Origin of the sequence: Streptomyces sp. NPDC092369, assembly GCF_044755245.1 — a bacterium.
GTDB lineage: Bacteria > Actinomycetota > Actinomycetes > Streptomycetales > Streptomycetaceae > Streptomyces.
The window spans coordinates 762382-779351 of record NZ_JBIVQP010000003.1; the positions used below are offsets into that span (position 1 = coordinate 762382).

Sequence of the window (16970 nt, forward strand, 5' to 3'; positions counted from 1 at the left end):
GACTCACCTCAACTTCGGATCGAGGGCGTCGCGGACCGCGTCGCCGAGCATGATGAACGCGGACACGGCGACCACCGGCACGGCCGAGGGCCTCCGGGTGGGCGAGGCGGCCGGCACATCCGCGTCCACCGCACGGCCACCCCTCCCCGCCGGATCCCGCACAGGGACCCGCAATCCCGCCCCCACCCCGCACTCCTCCAGCACCGTCACGCCGTCACCTCAACTTCGGATCGAGGGCGTCGCGGACCGCGTCGCCGAGCATGATGAAGGCGAGCACGGTGATCGCCAGGGCGCCGGAGGGCCACAGGAGGGCGTGCGGGGCGTTGCGGACGTAGGTGGAGGCGGCGGAGATGTCGATGCCCCAGGAGACGGTGGGCGGTTTGAGGCCGACGCCGAGGTAGGACAGGGTCGCCTCCAGGGAGATGTACGTGCCGAGCGCGATGGTCGCCACGACGATCACCGGGGCGATCGCGTTGGGCGCGATGTGCCGCAGCAGGATCCGGGAGTTGGAGGCGCCCAGCGCGCGGGCGGCCTGCACGTAGTCGTTCTGTTTGGCGGTGATCACCGAGCCCCGGGCGATCCGGGAGATCTGCGGCCAGCCGAGCAGCACCATGAAGCCGATCACCGGCCAGACGGTGTTGCTGGTGACGACGGAGAGCAGGACCAGACCGCCGAGGACGACCGGGATCGCGAAGAAGATGTCGGTGATGCGGGACAGGACCGAGTCCCACGCTCCGCTGAAGAAGCCGGCCAGGCCGCCGAGGACCGACCCGAGGACGGCGACCCCGAGCGTGGCGAGGACGCCGACCGTGACGGACGTACGGGCGCCGTAGACCGTGCGGGTGTAGACGTCGCAGCCCTGGCCGTCGTAGCCGAAGGGGTGGCCCGGCTGGGAGCCCTCCTGGGCCTTGGAGAGGTTGCACTTGAGGGGGTTGCCCGACGCGATCAGGGAGGGCCACAGGGAGATGACGACGAGGAAGAGGATGACCAGCGCCGAGATGATGAAGACGGGGTTGCGGCGCAGGTCGCGCCAGGCGTCGGACCACAGGGAGCGGGCCCGCTCCTGGGGGCCGGTGCCGTCGGGGCCGCCCGGCACCTTGTCCAGCGTCTCCGCCTCGCTCGTCGCGAGGTCCATCGGACCGCCCATGCCGGTGCCGGCGATCGCGAGTTCGGGATCGTGCGGCTGCTCAGGCATAGCGGATCCTCGGGTCGAGTACGGCGTAGAGGAGGTCGACGAGCAGGTTGGCCACCAGGAAGACGAGGACCAGGACGGTCACGAAGCCGACGACGGTCTGGGTGTTCTGCCGCAGGATGCCCTGGTAGAGCTGGAAGCCGACGCCGTGGATGTTGAAGATCCGCTCGGTGACGATGGCGCCGCCCATCAGGGCGCCGATGTCGGTGCCGATGAAGGTGACGACGGGGATGAGTGAGTTGCGCAGGAGGTGGCGGATGATCACCCGGTGGCGGGGCAGGCCCTTGGCCACCGCCGTACGGACGTAGTCCGAGCGCCGGTTCTCCGCGATGGACGTGCGGGTCAGCCGGGTCACGTAGGCCAGGGAGACGGAGGCCAACACCAGCCCCGGCACGATCAGTTCGCCGAAGGTCGCCTCCGTGGAGACGGACGGTTTGATCCATCCCCACTCGACGCCGAGCAGCAACTGGAGCAGCAGGCCGGTGACGAAGGTGGGGACGGAGATCACGACGAGGGTGAGGAGAAGGACCGTGGTGTCCACGGGCCGGCCCCGCTTGAGGCCGGTGACGACCCCGAGCGAGATGCCGATGACGATCTCGAAGAGGATCGCCACGATCGTGAGCCGGATGGTGACCGGGAACGCCGTCGACATCAGGTCGGTGACCTTCTGCCCGTTGAACGCCGTACCGAAGTCACCGGTGAAGACGTTCCCCATGTACGTCAGGTACTGCTGCCAGACCGGCTTGTCGAGGCCGAACTCCTTCCTGAGCTGGGCCGCCGTCGCCGGGTCGCACTGCTTGTCGCCGCACAGGCCCGCGATGGGGTCGCCCATCACGTTCACCATCAGGAAGATCAGCAGCGTGGCCCCGATGAACACCGGGATCATCTGGAGCAGCCGCCTCGCGACGTAGCGCCCCATGGCGGGTCAGCTGACCTTGATCTCGTTGTAGACGGGGACACTGAAGGGGTTGAGCGCGACGTTGGAGAGCCGGTCCGACCAGCCGGCGCTGCCGTTCTGGTACCAGAGCGGGATCGCCGCCATGTTGTCGCGGACCACCTTCTCGGCGTCCTGGAAGAGCGAGATCGCCTTGCCGGTGTCGGTCTCGGTGTTGGCCTGGTTGACGAGCTTGTCGAAGTCCTTGTTGGACCACTTGCCGTCGTTGGAGGAGGCGTTGGTGTAGTAGAGCGGCTGGAGGAAGTTCTGGATCAGCGGGTAGTCCATCTGCCAGCCGGCCCGGAAGGGCCCCGACATCTTCTTCTGGGTGATCTGGCTGCGGAAGTCGGCGAAGGTGCCGACCGGGTTGCCCACGCACGCCTTGTCGTTGCCGAGCGCGTTGTTGATGGAGTTGCACACCGCGTCCACCCACTCCTTGTGCGAGCCCGTGTCCGCGTTGTACGAGATCTTGACCTGACCGTTGGGCAGTCCGCCGCCCTCCTGGATCAGCTTCTTGGCCTCGGTCGGGTCGTAGTCGCAGCCGTCCCCGCACAGCCCGTCCTGGAAGCCGCCCTCCTTGCCGAGGACCGGTGAGGTCCAGTCGGTGGCAGGGGTGCGGGTCTTCTGGAAGATCGTGTCGGTGATCTGCTTGCGGTTGATCGCCATGGACAGGCCCTTGCGGACCTTGTCCGAGTCGCTCTTGTTCCAGTCCTTGTCGTAGTACGGGAACGCGAGGGTCTGGATGATGCCGGCGGGGGTGTTCAGATAGCGGTCGCCGAGGTCGTTCTTGACGTTCTTGAGCTGGGCGGCGGGCACGTCGTCGACCAGGTCGAGGTTGCCGGCCATGAGGTCGGTGTAGGCGGTGTTGTTGTCGGTGTAGACCTTGAGGTCGACACCGCCGTTCTCCGCCTTGTCCGTGCCCGGGTAGTCGGCCCAGGTCCGCAGGGACATCTGCGAGCCCTTGGTGTACGACTTCACCGTGTACGGCCCGTTGCCGATCGGCTTCTTCACCCAGGCCGCGTGGTTGTCGTAGAACGCCTTGGGCAGCGGCGCGAAGGCCGGGTAGCCGAGGGTGTCCGGGAACGTCGAGAACTTCTGCGTCAGCTGGACGGTGAAGGTCCTGGCGCCGGTGACCTTGAGGCCGCTGAGGGTGTCCGCGGTCTGCTTGGAGCCGTCGTCGGGGTGGGTCTTGTCGTAGCCCACGATGTACTGGAAGAAGTACGCGTTCTTCTGGTTGTTCTTCAGGCTCGCGCCGTAGTTCCAGGCGTCGACGAAGGACTTGGCGGTGACTGCCTCGCCGTTGCTGAACGTCCAGCCGTCCTTGACCGTGACCGTGAAGTTCTGCGAGTCCGTGGTGTCGATCTTGTCGGCGAGCATGTCCTCGGCGGCGCCCGTCTTCGGGTTGTACCGCTTCAGCCCGCGGAAGATCATGTCGAGCACCTTGCCGCCCTGCACCTCGTTGGTGTTGGCCGGCTCCAGCGGGTTCTGCGGGTCTCCCCACGAGGAGCTGAGCACCGCGCTGCCGTCACCGCCGCCGCTGTCACTGCCCCCGCCCCCGCAGCCCGTCACGGCGAGTGCGACCGCCGCCGCGCCTGCGGCCCATTTGGCGTGCGTGGCTCCACGCATGGAGTGCCTCCTCAAGACTGCCAATCCGTTACCGGCCAATATCGACACAAAAAGGGCGCACCGCACACCAGTCGAGACCGTTCGGGGGACGCGCCATCCGGATGGCCGCCCGGGACGACGGATGGTCACCGTGTACACATTTCGATACACGCGCGTCCGCATATCGAACTCGATGCCCGTTTGGCGTAGTTAGTCGGAAATCAGGCACGGAACCATCACGGAGTGCTACGCGCGTAGTATCGACTTGGCCAAGCGGGCGCAAATATTGCAAAGAGAAACTCAACTCGACCGAGAATTTATTGACCTTGCATGAATTGCGTTGAAAAAGTCCGGCGTAGCCCGTAGGGGAGCGCCCTGCGGAGTCTCATCAGACCCTCCCTTGGGCCAGGAGCACCATGACCACCCCAACTCCATCCACGGCCCCGCTCGAGGTGACCGACGAGAGCCTCGAGAAGTCGATCACTTCTCCCGACTCGAAGGCCAACGCGAGCAGGTCCCCGGGACAGCTCGCGTGGCGCCGCTTCAAACGGGACCGTACGGGCGTCATATCCGCGGTCATCGTGATCTTCTTCTTCGTGATCGCGCTGGCCGCACCCCTGATCTCCAAGCTGTACGGCAAGAACCCGTACACGACGTACGCGAGCCAGGACCCGGGCCTGCTCGACCCCTTCTCGTACCCGGCGGGCGCCAACGGCGGCATGAGCTCGCAGTTCTGGTTCGGCATCGAGCCGCAGCTGGGCCGCGACGTCTTCACCTTCCTGATCTACGGCATCCGGACCTCGCTGGGCATCGCCCTGGCGGCCACCCTGATCACGACCGCCCTCGGCGTCGTCATCGGCGTGACCGCGGGCTACCTGGGCGGCAGGACGGACTACCTCGTCGGCCGGATCGTCGACATCGTGCTGTCGATCCCCTCGACGCTGTTCATCATCGCCTTCATGCCGGTGGTGTTCGGCCTGTTCGTCGCCGCCGACGACAACATCCCGACCTGGCTGCGGGCGACCGCGCTCATCGTCATGCTCTCGTTCTTCGGCTGGGCGTCGATCGCCCGCCTGCTGCGCGGCCAGGTACTGGGCCTGCGCGAGCGGGAGTTCGTCGAGGCCGCCAAGGTGACCGGGGCGTCACCGGCGCGCATCGTCTTCAAGGAACTGCTGCCGAACCTGTGGACCCCGATCCTCATCCAGTCCACGCTCATGCTCCCGGCCTACGTGACCGCTGAGGCGGGCTTCGCCTTTCTCGGTGTCGGCATGATCGACCCGACCCCCGACTGGGGCGTCATGATCCAGCGCGGCGCCCAGTTCTACACCCAGGACTTCACCTTCATGCTCTTCCCGGGCCTCTCCATGGTGATCTTCGTCCTGGCGTTCAACCTGCTCGGCGACTCGGCGCGCGACGCGCTCGACCCGAAGTCCAAGCGCTGACCCCTCTCTCATCCCCGGCCCGGTCAATGTCGTCCGGCTGGTCCCGTCCCACCCATAAGGCAGGGTTGCTGTGTCTTTTTCCCGTAGAAACTTCATGATCGCCACCGGCGTGGTGGCCGCGTCGAGCACCGTGCTCACCGCCTGCGGCGGCTCCAACTCGACCTCGAACAACAAGGTCCCCTCGGTCAGCAAGGCCAAGCAGAGCAAGATCGCGGTCGGCACGAAGGCCGACTCGACGGGCCCGGCTCCCGAGGTCGCCGGCGCGGTCAAGGGCGGGACGATCTACGGGCTCGACCAGTTCGACATGGACCACCTCGACCCGGCCCAGATCTACGTCTCCACCGAGATCCTCATCACCACGCCGATCATGCGCGGCCTGACCGGCTACAAGCTCGACTCCAAGGGCGGCGCCACCCTGGTCGGCGACGCGGCCACGGACGCGGGCACGGCCAAGGACGGCGGCAAGACCTGGTCGTTCACCATCAAGGACGGCATCAAGTGGGAGGACGGCTCCGACCTCTCCATGGACGACGTCCGCCACACCTTCGAGCGCCTCTTCGCCTCCTTCGTCACCGAAGGCCCGCGCTACGTCCAGCAGTTCCTGGTGGGCGGCGACAAGTACAAGGGCCCCTACGAGGGCAAGAGCCTCGACTCCATCGAGATCGACGGCAGGACCATCACCTTCCGCCTCAACGAGGCCCGTGGTGACTTCAACTTCACGCTCGCCGAGCGGGCGTACTCCTTCGTGAAGAAGTCGAAGGACACCAAGGAGAAGTACGACAAGCAGCCGTTCTCCTGCGGCCCGTACAAGATCTCCGCCCGCGACGTCGGCAAGTCCCTGACGTACACCCGCAACGAGCACTGGGACGCGGCGACGGACCCGATCCGCAACGCCTACCCGGACAAGTACCTCTTCCAGTTCGGCTACGAGCTGCTGGCCTCGACCGACCGCTACATCGCGGACAAGGGCAACGACCAGTACACGATGTCGATCTTCAACGAGGTCGCCCCCGAGCGGATCGCCACGGTCCTCACCAACGCGAAGCTCAAGGAGCAGGTGCTCACCGCGGTCGACACGGTCACCTACTACTGGCCGATCAACACCACCCGGATCACGGACGTCAAGGTCCGCCAGGCCATCAACTACGCCTGGCCGAACCAGCAGTTGCAGACCATCCGCGGCGGCGCGTCCACCAGCGAGATAGCGACCACCATCTTCTCCCCGGTGACGCCCGGTTACACGGACTTCGACCTCTACGGCAAGACCAAGAAGCCCGGCGGCGACCCGGTCAAGGCCAAGGCCCTCCTCAAGGAGGCCGGCAAGGTCGGACAGAAGCTGGTCATCGCCTACCAGACGTCGGACAACGCGGTGAAGCAGGCCGTGGCGATCAAGAACGCACTGGAGGCGGCCGGCTTCACGGTCGTCAACAAGCAGATCGACAAGTCGACCTTCTACACCCAGATCGGCAAGATCGACAACCAGTACGACCTGTTCGCGGCCGGCTGGAGCCCGGACTGGCCGGGCGGCTACTCGGTCTTCTACCCCTGCTGGGACGGCGAGAACATCGGCGACGGCCGCAGCAACTACGCCCAGCTGAAGAACGCGAGCGTCGACAAGGCCATCGCGGCCGCCTCCCTGATCACCGACGCGGACGAGGCCAACAAGGCCTGGGGCGCCATCGACAAGCAGGTCATGGAACTCGCGGCCTGTGTCCCGGACTACCACGCCATCCGCAACTGGATGCACGGCACGAAGGTCGGCGGCTTCGTCTACGACGCCGGAAACACCGGCATCGCGCTCACCCGGCTCTACGCCAAGGCGTAGGCGCCCCGGCACCAGGGGGGCGGTCCCGCAGCGGGCCGCCCCCACCGGCTCCACACCCCTCACGCCCCGGCAACGGCGCCTCGCCCGGAAAGTCCTGACCCCATGTTCCGCTTCCTTGTCCGCCGTACGATCGGCGCGCTGGTCATTCTCCTGATCATCAGCGCCATCACCTTCTGGCTCTTCTACGCCGTCCCGCGTGACCCGGCCATGATGTCCTGCGGCAAGAACTGCACGCCGGCCTCGCTGGCGCAGATCCGGCACAACCTGGGCATCGACCATCCGATCCCGGTCCAGTACTGGTACTGGCTGAAGGGGATCTTCGTCGGTCGGGACTACAGCGGCTTCGGGAACTGCAACGCGCCGTGCCTCGGCTACTCCTTCGCCAACAACGAGCCCGTCTTCGGCACGATCATGGACCGACTGCCGCTGACCCTCTCGCTCGCCTTCGGCTCGGCCGCCATCTTCCTGGTCTTCGGCGTCGGCACCGGCATGATCGCCGCGCTGAAGCAGGGCAAGTTCCTGGACAAGTTCGCCACCTCGGCCTCGCTGCTCGGCTCCTCGCTCCAGATCTACTTCGTCGGCTACCTCGCGCTGTACTTCCTGGTCTTCAAGGCCGGCATCCTCTCCCAGCCCTCGTACACGCCGCTGACCGACAACCCCGTCTCGTGGTTCTCCGGTCTGCTGCTGCCGTGGATCGTGCTGTCGATCATCTTCACCGCCAACTACACCCGCATGGCCCGCTCCCAGCTCGTCGAGCAGCTCAGCGAGGACTACGTCCGCACCGCCCGCGCCAAGGGCCTCTCGCGTGCGAACGTCTTCCTGCGCTTCGCCTGGCGCGGCGCCATGGGCCCGATCGTCACGGTGTTCGGCATCGACCTCGGCACGCTGATCGGCGGCGCGATCATCACCGAGCAGGTCTTCAGCCTCCAGGGTATCGGCCGGCTCGCGGTGACCTCCGTCAACCAGAGCGACCTGCCGATGCTGCTCGGCGTCACCGTGCTGGCCGCCGCCGCGATCGTGTTCTTCAACATCATCGTCGACGCCGCCTACGCCTTCATCGACCCGCGGATCCGGCTCGCCTGACCCTCCGCCCGTACCCCCTACCCCCGCATCACCCCCCAGGAGCGTCTCCCGTGACGAGCACCGATCAGCAGCCCTTCCTCTCCGTCAGGGATCTGAAGGTCCACTTCTCCACCGAGGACGGCGTCGTCAAGGCCGTCGACGGACTCTCCTTCGACCTCGCCAAGGGCCAGACCCTCGGCATCGTCGGCGAGTCGGGCTCCGGCAAGTCCGTCACCAACCTGACGATCCTGGGCCTCCACGACCGCGACCGCACCGCGATCGAGGGCGAGATCCTGCTCGACGGCAAGGAGCTCCTCACCGCGAGTGAGCGGGAGCTGGAGCGGTTGCGCGGCAACAAGATGTCCATGATCTTCCAGGACGCGCTCGCCTCGCTGTCGCCGTACCACACGGTCGGCAAGCAGATCGCGGAGACGTACCGCAAGCACACCGGCGCCTCGAAGAAGGAGGCCCGGGAGCGGGCGATCGAGATGCTGAAGCGGGTGGGGATCCCGCAGCCGGAGATCCGGGTGGACGACTACCCGCACCTCTTCTCGGGCGGTATGCGCCAGCGCGCGATGATCGCCATGGCCCTGGTCTGCGACCCGGAACTGCTGATCGCCGACGAGCCGACCACCGCCCTCGACGTGACGGTCCAGGCCCAGATCATGGACCTGCTGAAGGACCTCCAGCAGGAGTTCGGCACCGCGATCGTGTTCATCACCCACGACCTCGGCGTGATCGCCGACATCGCGGACGACGTCCTGGTGATGTACGGCGGCCGGTGTGTGGAGCGCGGCACCAAGAGGGAGGTGCTGAGTGACCCGCAGCACCCGTACACGCTCGGTCTGCTCAGCTCCATGCCGAGCCTCGAAGGACCGGTCGACGTACCGCTGATGCCGATCCCGGGCTCGCCGCCCTCGCTGCTCAATCCGCCGTCCGGCTGCCGCTTCCACCCGCGCTGCGCCTTCGCCGAGCAGGTCCCGGGCGGACGCTGCTCCAGCGAGCGGCCCGTGCTGGAGGTGGTCGACGGCCGGGGCTCCGCCTGCCACCTCACCACCGCGCAGCGCCAGGAACTCTTCGCCGATCTCGCCGCCGTAGCCCAGCACAACTGACGTACTAGAAACGGGACTTCCCATCATGAGCGACACGAACCCCCTCCTGGACGTCAGCGGGCTGACCAAACACTTCCCGATCAAGGGCGGTTTCCCGATCCGGCGTACGGTCGGCGCGGTCCAGGCCGTCGACGGCCTCGACTTCCAGGTCGCCGAGGGCGAGAGCCTGGGCCTGGTCGGCGAGTCGGGCTGCGGCAAGTCGACCACCGGCCGGCTGATCACGCGGCTGCTTGAGCCGACCGGTGGCAGGGTCACCTACCGCGGGCAGGACATCACCCACGCGGGCCGCAAGCAGCTGGCGCCCATCCGCTCCGAGATCCAGATGATCTTCCAGGACCCGTACGCGTCCCTGAACCCGCGGCAGACGGTCGGCAAGATCGTGTCCGGTCCGATGGAGATCAACAACATCAACCCGGCCGGCGGCCGGGAGGCCCGCGTCCGTGAGCTGCTGGAGATCGTCGGTCTCAACCCCGAGCACTACAACCGCTTCCCGCACGAGTTCTCCGGCGGTCAGCGTCAACGCATCGGCGTGGCACGGGCGTTGGCCCTGGAGCCGAAGCTGATCGTGGCGGACGAGCCGGTGTCGGCCCTGGACGTCTCCATCCAGGCGCAGGTGGTGAACCTGCTCCAGAAGGTCCAGCAGGAACTCGGCATCGCGTTCGTGTTCATCGCCCACGACCTGGCGATCGTCCGGCACTTCTCACACCGGGTCGCGGTCATGTACCTCGGCAAGATCGTGGAGATAGCCGACCGCGACGACCTGTACGGCAACCCGCGCCACCCGTACACACGGGCGCTGCTGTCCGCCGTACCCGAGGCGACGGTGGACGACGGCCCGGCCCGCGAGCGCATCCGCCTGGTCGGCGACGTCCCCTCCCCCATCTCCCCGCCCTCCGGCTGCCGCTTCCGCACCCGCTGCTGGAAGGCGACGGACAAGTGCGCGGCCGAGGCCCCGCCGCTGGTCCAGGTCGAGGGCAACAAGCCCGGCCACCTCACCGCCTGCCACTACCCGGAGACGGAGGCCCTGGTCCCGGCCCCGCGCCTCTCCAAGAACCCCGAGGCGGCGGCCTGACAACACCCCAATCCCGTCAGCCGCCACCCTTCGCGGAACGGACTTTCCAGGCCCATTGACCCGAGCCCACGAACGTCCGCTCCCCGGGGAGAAGAAGGCCCGCGTCACACGCGTCCGCGTGGGGCACGGGCCTTCGCTCTGTACGGGCGTTGTTCTTGGAGGGTGCCGTCACCGGTCAGGGTGACGGCGAGCGCGTGGTCGGCCGGTGATGACCGGCGGGGTCTGCCAACGCGGTGGAGTCCGTGCTCGCGACGGCGCGTAGGCCGTGGTCGACGAGGTCGATGAGGTACTCGAAGCTCTCGCCGATGTCGGCGGACCACTGGAATCCGCCGGATGCCTGAAGGTGGGCGAAGCCGTGGAAGACGCTGCGCACCGCCCGCAGCGCGTGGGTCATCCGCTCCGGGGCGATGTCGTATCCCCGCAGTACGGCTTCGAAGGGTCCGATCCCTCGTCTGGAGGCGAGCATGATCGGGTGGTCGGGACCGGTCGGCGTGAGGGCGAGGGTGGCCGCGTAGCGGCCGGGGTGGGTGAGCATGAAGTCGCGGAGCGCGCCGGCCGCCGCGGCCAGGGCGTCGCGTCCGGCGCGGCCCTGAATCGCCGCGCCGATCGCGTCGGCGGCCTCGTCGAAGGCGAGCGCCGCGATGCGCCGGTGGAGGTCGTCCTGGCTGGCGATGTGCTTGTAGAGCGACGGGGCGCGCACCCCGACCCGCTCGGCCAGCCGGCTCATGGTCAGCTCGGTGAAGCCGATCTCGTCCGCGAGTTCGGCGGCGGCGACGACGATCGTGGCCGCGTCCAGGCCTGCCCTAGGCATCGACACCGGCCAGGAAGGTCAGGATCGCGGCGAGGGTCTGCTCAGGAAACTGGACGTGCGGGTAGTGACCGGCCCCCTCGATCATCTCCAGCCGGCCCAGACCGGTCGGCAGGTCGGCGACGATCGCCTCGCCCTCGGCCTGCGGCGAGGCCCAGTCGGGGTCGAGGGTGCCCTGCACGACGAGCACCGGACAGGTGACGTTGCCGAGCTGCTCACCGGCGTCGGCGGGAGAGATCTTGCCCATCGCCTGGAGGACCTTCATCCGGCCGGGCTCCTCCAGCATCGCGGTGATCTGCCCCATGCGCGTGTCCCAGTCCGCGGGCTTGGCGCCGGGGTAGGCGACGTCCAGGTACTTGGCCCACTGCCGGGTGCTGCCGAGGATGGTGGTGCCCATGAGGTGGGTCGCGCCGCGGCGGTAGGCGGCCACCCGCAGGTCACCGAGCCGGATCTGCTGCTTGCGGGTGAAGGGCGCGAGCTCGACCAGCGCGGTGACGAGCTCCGGGGCCGTGGCCGCGGCGATCGTGACCGCGCCGCCGGCGATGGAGTGGCCGACGAGGATCGCGGGTTCGCCGAGGTGCTTCACCAGGGCGATCAGGTCACCCGCGAGGTCCGTACGGCTGTAGGACGCCCACCCGACGCTGGACTCGCCGTGGCCGCGCAGGTCCACCGCGACGACCCGGTACCCGGCGTCCACCAGGGCCGGGGTGAGGAACCGGTAGGCCTCGCGGCTGTCGCCCATGCCGTGGGCGACCACCACCAGCGGCCCGGTCGTGCCGCTCACCTCGTACGCGATCGTCCCGCCGTTGACGTTCAGGAACTCGGTCACGACTGCCTCCATCGACTCCGCCGGCCTGGCGGCTAACTCCATTAGCTAAAAGCTATCAGCATTAGCCAAGAAGTCAATGCCCGCGAGCGCGCTGCGAGCCGGGCCGTGCCGCACAGGAAGCCAGCACGCTGTGCCACGCCCCAACAAACGCGGCCGCATCGCCGACGCCCGCGCATCATCTACGTCGGCACCGCGGGCCTTGGCCGCGAAGGCCCGATCGAGCTGCGACTCATCCGCACATGCCCGCGAACCCCCGCCCGCAGCACCGCCCCTCGACTCCGAGGCGTGCCCCGCGAACGCGCCGCGAGCCAGGCCGAGCCGCACAGGAAGCCAGCACGCTGTGCCACGCCCCAACAAACGCGGCCGCATCGCCGACACCCGCGCATCATCTACCTCGGCACCACGGGCCTCGGCCGCGAAGGCCCGGTCGAGCTGCGACTCGTCCACGCGTGCCCGCGAACCCCCGCCCGCAGCACGGCCCCTCGACTCCGAGGCCTGTCCCGCGAGCGCGCCTCACCGGGCACTCACCCTGACGGACCTCGACTGCGGACGTCCTGGCAAGCTGCATCTCACCCACGCACCCCGTGCACCCACGGCCGCGCGCCCTCACCCCGAGCGCGCCCGTCCCCCTGCCCGCGGCGCCCCGCGTCCTACGCGCGATCCCCCGGCTCCTGAGCCCGCTCCGAGAGCGAGGTCTCGTCGGCGGGCTCCTCGGCCGGGCGGGTCCCCGCCACGGACGCCCCATCCGGAAGTACCCCGCCTGCGCCCACCTCGTCCGAGGCGCCCAGCCTGCGTACCTCCGGTGACAGCAGGGCCCCCGCCGTCGCTACGACGATCAGGGTCGCGCAGCCCGCCAGGGCCGTGTCCGTGCCCACCCTCGTCGCGACGGGGCCCGCGATCAGAAGGCCGAGGGGGGCGAAGGCCAGGGAGCCGAACCAGTCGTAGGAGCTGACCCGGGACAGGGCCTGTTCGGGGATGCGGCGTTGGACCGTGGTGGTCCACAGGACGCCGAAGACGTCGCTCGCGATGCCCGCGCCGAACATCGTCGTGGCGATCAGCCACACCGGGGCGCGGAGGCTGAGCAGGGTGATGGGCAGCGCGGCCGGGAACGTGCAGAGCACCGCCACCAGGACGGGACGGCCCACCCGTACCCGGGCCGCCAGGCCGGCGCCGGCGATCGTGCCCAGGGCCTGCGCGGCCACGATGACCGACCACGCCCGGGGGCCGCCGAGATGCTGGTCGGCCGCCAAGGGGCCCAGGACGCCGACGTTGGCGTTGTTCGCGGCGACGACCACCGCGTACTGGGCGACCACGACCCACAGCCACTGCCGGGAGGCGAACTCGTGCCAGCCCTCGCGGAGATCGGCCCAGCCGGATGCCTTCGAGCGGGCAGGTGTGGTCACCCGCAACCGGGCCGTCAGCGCCGCGCTGACCACGAACGACGCCGAGTTGAGGGCGAGCGCCCAGCCCGCCCCGACCAGGGCCACCGTCACGCCGGACAGCGCCAGGCCCAGGAGCATCGAGCCGTTGATGCCCATCCGCAGGACGCCGTTGGCCCGTTGGAGGCGGCTCGCGGGGACCAGCAGCGGTACGAGACCGTCCAGCGCGGGCGCGAACAGGGCGGTGGCCGTGCCCGCCGCCACCGCGAACAGGCACATCGCCGGCAGGGGCGCGTGCCCGGTCAGCACCATGGCCGCAAGGCCCGCGTACGCCCCGGCGCCCAGCACATCCGCCAGCGCCATCAGCCGCGACCGGGACATGCGGTCCGCGATGACCCCGCCGACCAGGATGAACACCAGTTGCGGCACCGCCTGACAGGCCAGCACCAACGACAACCGACTCGCGCCCGCCCCCGGCAGGGAGAGCACCGCGAACGCCAGCGCCACCCGCGCGAAGCCGTTGCCCAGCACGGAGATCACCCGGGCCAGGGCCAGCACCACGAACTGCCGATCACGCCACAGCGGCGCCCCGCCGGAAGACTCTGTCACCGTCACGATCAGGCACCCTACGACTCCGACCTGAGCCCGGCACGCACCCCACCGGGAGGTGTCACGCCAACTCCACGCCCTTTGCCGCCAGTTGAATCCGCGATCTTGTCATGTCCCACCCGTCGGTGTGCCACACTTCCCCGGTGGTCGACCGCGCCTTCGCCGATCCATCGCTCGCCGCGCTCTACGACGTGCTCAACTCCTGGGGCCCGGGCGACGACTTCTACCTGAAACTGGTGATGTCCGCGTCCTCCGTGCTCGACGTCGGCTGCGGCACGGGCCGTCTGCTGGCACGGGCCAGATCCGACGGCCACCGGGGCCGGCTCATGGGCCTCGACCCCGCGGCCGCCATGCTCGTACGGGCCCGCGACGCCGAACGGGACGTCGAGTGGGTGCTCGGGGACCTGCGCAGCCGGGCGTGGGACGGGGAGTTCGACCTCGTCGTGATGACCGGGCACGCGTTCCAGGAGATCGTCGCCGACGAGGAGATCCGCGCGGCACTGCGATCCGTGCGCGCGGCCCTCGGCACGGGCGGACGGTTCGTGTTCGAGACGCGCAACCCCTCGGCGCGCGCCTGGGAGCGGTGGACCCCGCAGCGCCGCTGCGAGGTCAGCGACGCCGACGGAACCGCCGTACAGGTGTGGCACGAGGTCGAACTGCCCGTCCGCGGGGACCGGGTGACGTTCACCGAGACCTACGAGGGCGCCCGGTGGAAGGGCCCCCAGGTCTGCCGGTCCACCCTGCGCTTCCTCTCCCCCGACGCCCTCTCCCGCTTCCTCACGGAGGCCGGCCTCACCGTCGTCGGGCAGTACGGCGACTGGGGGCGGGGACCGCTCACCCCCGCCAGCCCCGAGATCGTCACCGTGGCACAAGCAGCCTCTTAGAGGCGGCTACTGCGCCTCGGGCCCCTCCTCCAGCGCCGCCAGCGCCGGGTCGAGCACGATGTCCTCGTCGCGCCCCTCGATCGTCGGCTCCTCCGGGAAGTGGCAGGCCGTCAGATGGCCTTCGCGGTTTCCGGAGATCTGGATCAGCGGCGGCTCCTCGGCCGCGCACTTGTCCTGGGCCTTCCAGCACCGGGTGCGGAACCGGCAGCCGGAGGGCGGGGAGATCGGGGACGGCACGTCGCCGGCCAGGCGGATGCGCTCGCGCCGGCCGCCGTCCGACTCGTCGGAGAGGTTCACCTCGGGCACCGCGGAGAGCAGCGCGTGGGTGTAGGGGTGCCGGGGGCGCGTGTAGATGGAGTCGCGGTCGCCCACCTCGATGATCTTGCCGAGGTACATCACGGCCACGCGCTGCGAGAAGTGCCGTACCACCGCCAGGTCGTGGGCGATGAACAGGAACGCGATGCCCAGTTCCGCCTGGACCTTCTGGAGCAGGTTCACCACCTGCGCCTGGATGGAGACGTCCAGGGCCGACACCGGCTCGTCCGCCACGATCAGCTTCGGCTCCAGGGCCAACGCCCGTGCCACACCGATGCGTTGACGCTGACCGCCGGAGAACTCGTGCGGGAAGCGGTTGTAGTGCTCGGGGTTCAGGCCGACGATCTCCAGGAGTTCGCGGACCCGCTTCTCCCGGCCGCCCTCGGGCTCGATGCCGTTGATCTCCATCGGTCCCGAGATGATCTTGCCGACCGTCTGCCGCGGGTTGAGCGACGAGTACGGGTCCTGGAAGATCATCTGGATCTCGGAGCGGATGGGCGCCAGCTGCTTGCGGCTGGCGTGGGAGATGTCCTTGCCCCGGTACGAGATCGTGCCGGCCGTCGGCTCCATGAGCCGGGTGATCAGCCGGCCGGTCGTCGACTTGCCGCAGCCCGACTCACCGACCAGGCCGAAGCTCTCGCCGACGTGCACGGTCAGGTCGATGCCGTCGACGGCCTGCACCGCGCCGACCGTGCGGCGGATCGGGAAACCGCCCTTGACCGGGAAGTGCTTGGTGAGTCCTGCCACTTCGAGCAGGGGTTCGCCGGCCGAGTCGGCGGCGGCTTCCCGCGGGGCGGGAAGGACGAGGTCCTCTTTCATGACGTCTCCTCCTAGCCCAGTCGGGGCTTGATCTCTTCGATGAAGATGGTGCGTTTCTGCTCCGCCGTGAGGTGGCACGCGGAGGCCCGGTCCGGGGCCAGGAGTGGACGTTCGGTGACGCAGCGGGTGCCGCCGACCCGGTCCTGGAAGGTGCAGCGCGGGTGGAAGCGGCAACCCGACGGCGGGGTCAACAGCGAGGGCGGAGCGCCCGGGATCGGGTTGAGCGGCTCGTCCAGGGCCGAGTCCAGCCGTGGCATGGAGTTCAACAGGCCCCAGGTGTAGGGGTGTTGCGGCGAGCGCAGCACCTCGTTCACGGTGCCCCGCTCCACCGCGCCGCCCGCGTACATCACCATGATGTCGTCGGCCATGTCGGCGATCACGCCGAGGTCGTGGGTGATGAAGACGATCGCGGTGCCGAACTCCTGCTGGAGGTCCCTGAGCAGGTCGAGGATCTGCGCCTGGACCGTCACGTCGAGAGCCGTGGTCGGCTCGTCGGCGATCAGCAGGTCGGGGTCGCAGACCAGCGCCATGGCGATCATCGCGCGCTGGCGCATACCGCCGGAGAACTGGTGCGGGTAGTCCTTCGCCCGCTCCTTGGGGTTGGGGATGCCGACCTTGCCGAGCATCTCCACCGCCCGGTCCCACGCCACCCGCTTGGAGGCCCCGGTGTGCTTCATGAAGGGCTCGGCGATCTGCCGGCCCACCGTGTAGTACGGGGAGAGCGCGGTCAGCGGGTCCTGGAAGATCATCGCGGCCTTGTTGCCGCGCACCTTCTCCAGATCCGACTCGCGGGCGGTCGTCAACTCCTGGCCGTCCAGGAGGATCTCACCCTCGACGGTGGTGAACTTCGGGTCGTGCAGGCCGAGGATCGTCAGGTTGGTGACGGACTTGCCGGAGCCCGACTCACCGACGATGCCCAGCGTCCTGCCGCGCTGCACGTCGAAGGAGAGCCCGTCGACGGCTTTCACGATGCCGTCCTCGGTCTTGAAGCTGACGTGCAGGTCCCGCACCGAGAGGAAGGCGCCCGCGTCAGCCGGTACAGGTGCCCCGGCTTCCTTGGTCAGAGTGGTCACGACAGTCTCC

The 16970-nt window shown here is 68.8% G+C and carries 15 protein-coding genes; 6 read left to right on the forward strand and 9 right to left on the reverse strand.

Annotation, left to right across the window (positions count from 1 at the left end):
* Positions 1-3: 3 nt before the first annotated feature.
* The 4 genes from ACIQI8_RS20350 to ACIQI8_RS20365 are packed head-to-tail and all read right to left on the reverse strand — an operon-like array spanning position 4 to position 3752.
* The gene (locus ACIQI8_RS20350; protein ID WP_402352211.1) at positions 4-210 is read right to left on the reverse strand and encodes a hypothetical protein; all 207 of its coding nucleotides are present in this window, start codon (positions 208-210) and stop codon (positions 4-6) included.
* Positions 211-214: 4 nt separating this feature from the next.
* Complete coding sequence (locus ACIQI8_RS20355) at positions 215-1195, reverse strand: ABC transporter permease (RefSeq protein WP_402352213.1); 981 nt, start codon at positions 1193-1195, stop codon at positions 215-217.
* Positions 1188-2111: an ABC transporter permease gene (locus ACIQI8_RS20360; RefSeq protein WP_402352216.1), complete on the reverse strand. Its 924-nt coding sequence runs from the start codon at positions 2109-2111 to the stop codon at positions 1188-1190. Before ACIQI8_RS20360 ends, ACIQI8_RS20355 begins: the two co-directional genes overlap by 8 nt.
* A 6-nt stretch (positions 2112-2117) precedes the next feature.
* On the reverse strand, positions 2118-3752 hold the full coding sequence (locus ACIQI8_RS20365) for an ABC transporter substrate-binding protein (protein WP_402352219.1): 1635 nt from the start codon (positions 3750-3752) through the stop codon (positions 2118-2120).
* 395 nt (positions 3753-4147) lie between these two features.
* Between ACIQI8_RS20365 and ACIQI8_RS20370 the strand changes: the two genes are divergently transcribed.
* The 5 genes from ACIQI8_RS20370 (at position 4148) to ACIQI8_RS20390 (ending at position 10244) form a co-directional block, all read left to right on the forward strand.
* Positions 4148-5173: an ABC transporter permease gene (locus ACIQI8_RS20370; RefSeq protein WP_402352222.1), complete on the forward strand. Its 1026-nt coding sequence runs from the start codon at positions 4148-4150 to the stop codon at positions 5171-5173.
* Positions 5174-5267: 94 nt separating this feature from the next.
* Positions 5268-6998 carry an ABC transporter substrate-binding protein gene (locus ACIQI8_RS20375; RefSeq protein ID WP_402352225.1) on the forward strand — a complete coding sequence of 577 codons (1731 nt, stop codon included), beginning with the start codon at positions 5268-5270 and terminating at the stop codon, positions 6996-6998.
* A 102-nt stretch (positions 6999-7100) separates the two neighbouring features.
* On the forward strand, positions 7101-8081 hold the full coding sequence (locus ACIQI8_RS20380; protein ID WP_402352228.1) for an ABC transporter permease: 981 nt from the start codon (positions 7101-7103) through the stop codon (positions 8079-8081).
* Positions 8082-8131: 50 nt separating this feature from the next.
* Positions 8132-9172, forward strand: a complete 1041-nt coding sequence (locus ACIQI8_RS20385) for an ABC transporter ATP-binding protein (protein ID WP_402352231.1) — start codon at positions 8132-8134, stop codon at positions 9170-9172.
* Positions 9173-9197: 25 nt separating this feature from the next.
* Positions 9198-10244: an ABC transporter ATP-binding protein gene (locus ACIQI8_RS20390; protein ID WP_402352233.1), complete on the forward strand. Its 1047-nt coding sequence runs from the start codon at positions 9198-9200 to the stop codon at positions 10242-10244.
* A 175-nt stretch (positions 10245-10419) separates the two neighbouring features.
* Here ACIQI8_RS20390 and ACIQI8_RS20395 read toward each other — a convergent pair whose 3' ends face one another.
* From ACIQI8_RS20395 to ACIQI8_RS20405, 3 genes are all read right to left on the reverse strand, one after another.
* The gene (locus ACIQI8_RS20395; protein ID WP_402354039.1) at positions 10420-11055 is read right to left on the reverse strand and encodes a TetR/AcrR family transcriptional regulator; all 636 of its coding nucleotides are present in this window, start codon (positions 11053-11055) and stop codon (positions 10420-10422) included.
* Positions 11048-11881, reverse strand: a complete 834-nt coding sequence (locus ACIQI8_RS20400) for an alpha/beta fold hydrolase (protein WP_402352236.1) — start codon at positions 11879-11881, stop codon at positions 11048-11050. The genes ACIQI8_RS20395 and ACIQI8_RS20400 overlap by 8 nt, the downstream gene beginning before the upstream one ends.
* A 650-nt stretch (positions 11882-12531) precedes the next feature.
* Positions 12532-13875, reverse strand: a complete 1344-nt coding sequence (locus ACIQI8_RS20405; RefSeq protein ID WP_402352239.1) for an MFS transporter — start codon at positions 13873-13875, stop codon at positions 12532-12534.
* Between the two features lie 137 nt (positions 13876-14012).
* Here ACIQI8_RS20405 and ACIQI8_RS20410 point away from each other — a divergent pair, with 137 nt between their 5' ends.
* Positions 14013-14753, forward strand: a complete 741-nt coding sequence (locus ACIQI8_RS20410) for a class I SAM-dependent methyltransferase (RefSeq protein ID WP_402352241.1) — start codon at positions 14013-14015, stop codon at positions 14751-14753.
* A 6-nt stretch (positions 14754-14759) separates the two neighbouring features.
* Here ACIQI8_RS20410 and ACIQI8_RS20415 read toward each other — a convergent pair whose 3' ends face one another.
* Together ACIQI8_RS20415 and ACIQI8_RS20420 are read right to left on the reverse strand one after the other, a co-directional pair.
* Positions 14760-15887 (reverse strand): ABC transporter ATP-binding protein, encoded by a 1128-nt coding sequence (locus ACIQI8_RS20415; RefSeq protein ID WP_402352244.1) that lies wholly within the window; start codon positions 15885-15887, stop codon positions 14760-14762.
* Positions 15888-15898: 11 nt separating this feature from the next.
* Positions 15899-16960 carry an ABC transporter ATP-binding protein gene (locus ACIQI8_RS20420; RefSeq protein ID WP_402352247.1) on the reverse strand — a complete coding sequence of 354 codons (1062 nt, stop codon included), beginning with the start codon at positions 16958-16960 and terminating at the stop codon, positions 15899-15901.
* Positions 16961-16970 lie beyond the last annotated feature (10 nt).